We start from the raw sequence: 6,681 nt of genomic DNA on the forward strand, positions 1-6,681 counted from the left end.
TTCTGGAAGATATATTCTCCGTTATCACCGTTACCTTTCAGGAACATATCACAAAAGTTCTGTGCTTTGTTGTCAGGCTTGTTGTTATACAAGGCATATTTGCCAGAAGTAATGATTGCTTTAGATGCCTCGTAAGATGTTTGGAAAAAGCGATCGGCTTCGGAAGCGGGGATACCTACAAGTCCTTCTTGCTGGACCGTTCCGTAGCGGGCAATGGAACCGGCATACAAAGCAGCTCGTGAACATAAAGATAATGCAACATATCTATTTGCTCTGTATTTGGCTTCTGCCTCTCTTGTTTCGGGAAGATCTTGTGCGGCTTCTTGGCATTCTTTTACGATAAAATCATAAATTTCAACTTCTTTGTTGCGAGGAACCATCAGAGCTTCCAAATTGTTGGGATCATACTGCTGCGGTTCATCGATAAGAGGTACACCTCCGTATCGCTTAACTAATGTGAAATAGTGCATGGCACGTAAGAAACGGGATTCGGCTAACAGCAGTTTCTTTTCAGAATCCGATAAGGCCGTTGCTTCCTGTAATTGGTAGATAAAGTCGTTGCAATTTCGTATATTCTTGTATCGATCGGAGAATTTCTGTTCGAACAACGCGTCTTCGTATGTGTATGTCGCATTTCCGTTATCGAAAAGAGGATCTTTTTGGAAAGAACCTTGCGCTTCGTCAGACATGGAAGAGGCGTTTTGTAAACGCCATGCATCACGATACCAGTAATTGAAATCTTCTAAGTTCAGACCGTCATATAAATTAACCATTACACCGTTGATCAATTTAGGGTCTTGCCAAACCTGTTCAGGAGTGATGATGTCGAAAGATTCTTTATCAAGGTAGTCGGCACATGCTGTCGTACCTAACAAAAGTAATCCGCATCCGATATTTTTTATGATTGTTGTCTTCATCATTTCTTTTTTTAGAATGTTAGATTAACACCGAAATTAAATGTTTTCATTTGCGGGTAATAGCGGAACATGCTTTCGCTATTTTCCGGGTCCATATATTTCATGATACCTGTGCGGCTTGTTATTGTTGCAGTATTGAAACTGTTTACATAAACACGCAGGTTTTCAATGCCGGCCCTTTGCATCCATTTTTTAGGGAAGGTATATCCGATTTCGATAGTTTTCAGACGTAAATAATTAGCTTTTTGTCTGGTCCATGTATTTTTGCTGGCATTTGCTGAAAAGCCTGTAGGACGAAGAGCGGGCATATACCCAGGAATCCATTCGCTACTCATGTCGGAAGGATCTTCTCGATGCCAACGATCCAGGTTCAGAGTAATACCATTTCCAAGACCTTGCTGGATGAATGGAGCCATAAAGTCACCAGTTGTGAAAACCTCATGTCCGGCTGCACCTTGGAAGAATACAGTCAAATCGAAGCCTTTGTACTCTCCGTAAAGATTCAATCCATAATACATACGAGGTGTATTGCCGAATCCGATAGGTTGATCGTCTTTACCGTCTATGATACCATCATTATTCCAATCTTCGAATTTCAAGTCGCCAGGCATTAGGGATTTATTTCCATTGTTGTCCTGTACTGGTGAATTCAGTATTTCTTCGTAACTTTGAAATTGTCCGATGCAGACTTTACCCCATTGAATATCTTTATAACGATCGTTACTGTTATTTCTCCAATTGTCATACATATTGGCTGAAGCCGCACGTTCTACATGGCGATTATAATTACGTGTTGTAGAAAAATTCGCTTTTACATCGTATGTAAAGTCTCCAATAGTTTTACGGTGTCCCAACACAATTTCAAATCCTTGTGTTTTATCAGAATTGAGATTCTCTTGTGGTAAAGATTGACCGAAAGTGGTCGGTAATGTTAGTATACGAGTAGCTAGCAAGCCGTCTCTTTTTCGGATGAAGTAATCAAATTCCACGTTTATCAAACCGGATAAAACAGAAGCTTCAAATCCTACGTTGGCTGTTGTTGATTCATACCAAGTTAGGTTTGTATTAGGCATTCCTTTATCTTTAGCTCCGTTTGTAAGTCCTCCGGATCCAAGAACATAATTACCAGAAGGATAGGTGTAGCCAGTTAAGTATTGATAGGCGGCAAAATCACCTTCATCTCCCACTTTACCATAAGAGCCCCTGATTTTGAAGTTATCGAACATCGGTAAAGATTCTTTGAAAAAATCTTCTTCAGAGATTCTCCATCCTAAAGATCCTGCAGGGAAAAAGCCCCAACGTTTTCCTGGTGCAAATTTGTAGGAACCGTCATATCTGAAACTGAATTCTGCCAAATATTTACTGGCAAAAGCATAGTTTATTCGTCCGACTAATCCTGTATGTGCAGAAACGGATGCTTTACCATCATTATTTATATTTGTCTTGTCTCCTGCACCGATCTGATCAATGGCTCCAACTGTAAATTGACGATAGGCTTTGACCCAGTCTGTCCGATCATTGTAAAATTCCCATAAGGCTAATACCCCAACGTCATGCTTTCCGAATGTATTTTTATAGTTTAAAGAAATCTGCCCGTTAGGTTTGAAATAATTGTCGGACTGTGTTGTCAATTCGGATATAGTGTGACTGCCTGATTTGTTATAAACATCATTAACGGCGTCATATGTATACTCATAATATTCCTTATACCATTTACGACTGTATTTATTGTTGTAGTCATAGGATAATAATGCTTTAGCAGAAAGACCTTTTACCCAAGGTACTTCCCAGTTTAGAGTGATTGATCCGTTAAATTCACGGCGATCTCTTCTGTCATAACCGACATTGTCGATATCGGATAGATGAACGGGATTACCTTTATCTCCAGGATTTGACCAATAATCAGGATTGTTGTTGGCATAAATCGGGAAAATAGGTTTAGCCATTTGAATACTACGACTTAGCGGTTCTGCTTCATAAGGTTTCATTCGTGTATCCAAGCGTCCGCTTAATTGTAGATCTACCGTGAAACCTTTGACTATTTCGGCACTGATATTGGAGCGTACGTTATATTTTTTATAATTAAATGCTTTGGACTTGTAAATTCCTTCTTGATCGGTGAAACCAAGGGAGAAGAAGTATTTCACTTTTTCTGCACCTCCCGATACGCTTAAATTGTGGTAGGTAGTGGGAGCTGTTTTTCGAATGACCTCATCATACCAATCAGTTGTTCCAATCCCTTGTTTGAAACGTTCCAAATCTTCAGCCGAATAGGGCGCGGATACTCCGATATTCTGTTGAGCTTCATTATACAAAGTCGCATACTCGTATCCATTGTAATATTCTGGATAACGGGTGATATTTTGTAAACCGACATATCCGTTATAGTTGATCTTGGGTTTCCCAATTTCCCCCTTTTTGGTTGTAACAAGGATCACACCATTTGCACCTTTAAAACCGTAAACGGCGGCGGAAGCATCTTTCAAGATACTGATCGATTCGATATCGTTTGCATCGATTTGTTTGAAATCTCGTTCCACACCATCTACGATAACTAATGCATTACCAAAACCACGAATATCAATGCTTGCATCGTCGTCACCCGGAGCACCGCTTCTTTGTACGGCACGTAAACCTGGCAACTTACCTGCTAACGCATTACTGACATTCGGAGTCTTGACAGTTGCAATATCCTTGGCTTGAAGTGAAGCAACCGATCCTGTTACGGATGCACGTTTCTGGACACCGTAACCGACAACGACTACTTCATCCAATGCTTGTGAGTCTTCGACTAATTTAATCTGGATATTTGTCTTGTTGTTGACCGCAATTTCCTGATCCTTGTAGCCGATATACGAAATGACCAACGTTGCGTTCGGTGCTACATTCAATGTGAAATTACCGTCCATATCGGTAATCGTACCGTTTGTTGTTCCTTTTTCTACCACATTGGCACCTGCGATAGGGCCTAATGCATCTTCAACCACACCTTTCACTGTGTGTTTTGCTTGTTGTGGGCTGCCTGTTGCTCCGGTCGGTGAGAGAACGATGTAAGAACCTTCGATTTTGAAGGATACATTGTTGTCGAACAGGTTCTGCAATACTTCCTGTAAAGAAGTATTTTGGGCATTTACTGAGACTTTTCGGTTAACATTTACGTTCTTGTTATAAATGAACAGTAAATTAGTCTGGCTTTCAATGTCGTTCAAGATGTTTTCCAGCCGGACATTGTTTTTGTTAAGAGTGATGCGTATGCTCTGTGAACTTACCGTTTCTGCTTGTGCGCACATGGCACAGGAAAGGAAGAACAGAGATGTCATCTTTAAAACACGAGATACACAAATTTTTCTTTTCTTCATCTTTGTGATAGTTTAATAAATGATATTAGATTGAAACTTCATTTTTACATTGGACATGGTTTGCCCGTCATTCTGATTATCTCCTTTTCATAGGCTTATCTATTTAATTGTTTATTGAATGCGAATTTCAGTTCCGCTCTCTCGCTCGAAGGTGAAGTGAGCATCTTGTTGTAAAGCTCTCAACACCTGCTCAATCCCGTCGGATATACGGAACTTCCCACTACATGCATAATTGTCGAGCGTATGATTGTCGATAATTATTCGGATACCGAAATTTTTCTCAAGTTCCTTCATCAAATCCTTGAAATTGATATCCTTAAAAGTGATAAGTCCCTCTTTCCAACTATATGGATTGAAGTCGGTGATGGGAGTGACCGTCAGTTTTCCGTTGTTGAGACTGACTGTATTATTGGGTTCTAACACAACTGATTCGTCTGGCTGTGATTTGTCGGTAACTTTTACGCTGCCTTGTATGAGGGCTGTGGAAAATTCATTTTCGTTATAGGCTTCCACATTAAACTGTGTTCCTAAGACTTCCACTTCGCAGCGGCCTGTATTGACAATAAACTTTTTGTTTCTATCCTTGGCTACATCGAAAAATGCTTCTCCTTTTAAACGGACTTCTCTTGTATTTCCGTTAAACGAAGCCGGATAAGAAAATTCCGACCGGGCATTCAGCCAGATATGAGTCCCGTCTGAAAGCGTTACTTCAACCCGTTGTCCGGCAGGAACTTTAATTGTGTTGAGCGCTATTTCTGGCTGGATATTTTTAGTGGTGAATACCGGAATGTTATATAATAAGAATAGGGCGATAACAGCAGCGGCAGCACTTCCGATCCATTTCCAGAGTGGTATGGACTGCTTGCGGACATGATTTCCTTTTTGAAAAGCATTTAATTGGAGTGCGTCGAACAGGGCACGTTCATGATAGAAAGTTTCTCTGTTCATTTTATCGGCATTTACCCATTGGCGGATCTGAGTCAGCTCGTTATCTGTGGCCTCTCCGTTAAACATTTTATGTAGTAACTTCTGTTCCATTTTTTCCTGTTTCTATTATTAAGGGCGAACGGGAGGAAAAATACCCTAAAGGGAAAACGAACTATTTTTTATTATTTTTCATCTCTTGGCAAGAGGGTTTATTTTCACTGTCTGGTTAACGTGAAAATATTTAGGGAGTATAAAAGAAGTCCACCACAAATAGCAGACAAGGAAGGTAGTCTTTTAACTCTTTGCGTAGTAAATTCAGAGCTTTACTGATATGGAACTCGATACTCTTCACTGAAAGGTTGGTTTCCTTGGCTATTGTTTGGTAGTTTTTCCCTTCATATCGGCTCATGATAAAAATATGTCTGGACTTTTCCGGTAGTTTGGCCAGTGCTTGGTTGACAAGTTCTTGTACTTCATTGCTGAACAATGTCTCCGGCTCACATGCTTCCAGGCTGGAGATGCGCATTTGTAGTTCCCATTCTTTGTTGGACAGTAAGTTTTCAGCGATGTTATTCCAGGTTCGTTCACGTTGAAGGTAATCCAGGCATTTGTTTTTTAGGGTGACTAATATATATAAGGGTATGTCTTTGACTTCTTCTAACCGATGCCGGTTCTCCCAGTAATACATCAGGCTTTCCGTCACCAGGTCTTCTGCTGTTTCTTGATTATATGTGTAAGAATAGGCGAACCGAATGTATCGGTCCCGATGGGTGACGAAAATATTATTGAATCGTTTTATGTCCGCTTTCTCATCCATGATGTGTTGTTCGAATGGATTTAGTTCTAAGGGAACTATGGTTGTTTATCTGACAAAAATAAGTAAAATTCTTTTTCACAGTCGGTAATTTGAGGGGACAAATATAAAAAACGTCATTTTTTTCTGCAAACAACTATTCACCGGGTGAAAACAAGTACCATTACCGTCCTAATCTCCCCCACAAAATCCATAGTTCCCTTAGTACTAAGGTCACAATCCTCTCATTATATTATCAACTCTGTACATTCTTAATTGTCGACAACGCGGAAGGCGGGCAGATATATCGTTTGTCAGGGTCGGAGGCCAACCGAGCTGTTTGGCGAGTTGTAAAGCTATGCATTAGCATTCGTAACCAATAGGGGTATTGTTGAAAAATAGTCATTGTTGATTATCAGTCGTTTATGGTGAAAGATGAAAGATAAAAACAGCTTTTGGTAAAAGTTTATGAAAAATGAATTAAAAAACGCCGCCTTTAAGGTGGCGTTTTTTAATTCGAAATCGTAAGAGCCTGTTTAAATTTCTCTGAAATAAATTTTGCATAGCCCTCATCGGCCTGCTTTATTACATTATAGGATTATTTTGAAAAACAACTGTCATACTATCACTAATTTCCTTTTATCAATTGAATATCAATAGACACAAGCAATGATAGTAGGTATGA

At 39.8% G+C, this 6,681-nt stretch carries 4 protein-coding genes; all 4 read right to left on the reverse strand.

Going from position 1 to position 6,681, the window contains the following annotated elements; genetic code table 11:
* On the reverse strand, positions 1-917 hold a 917-nt coding region (locus tag BHV83_RS10990; protein WP_286757516.1), incomplete at its 3' end, for a RagB/SusD family nutrient uptake outer membrane protein.
* A gap of 11 nt (positions 918-928) precedes the next feature.
* Complete coding sequence (locus BHV83_RS10995; protein ID WP_286757517.1) at positions 929-4,276, reverse strand: TonB-dependent receptor; 3,348 nt, start codon at positions 4,274-4,276, stop codon at positions 929-931.
* 111 nt (positions 4,277-4,387) lie between these two features.
* Positions 4,388-5,314: a FecR family protein gene (locus BHV83_RS11000; RefSeq protein WP_046452452.1), complete on the reverse strand. Its 927-nt coding sequence runs from the start codon at positions 5,312-5,314 to the stop codon at positions 4,388-4,390.
* Between the two features lie 130 nt (positions 5,315-5,444).
* Positions 5,445-6,020, reverse strand: coding sequence for an RNA polymerase sigma-70 factor (locus BHV83_RS11005; protein ID WP_005636964.1), 576 nt, complete (start codon positions 6,018-6,020; stop codon positions 5,445-5,447).
* Between the last annotated feature and the right edge of the window lie 661 nt (positions 6,021-6,681).

The sequence above is a fragment of the Parabacteroides sp. merdae-related_45_40 genome (assembly GCF_001915675.1).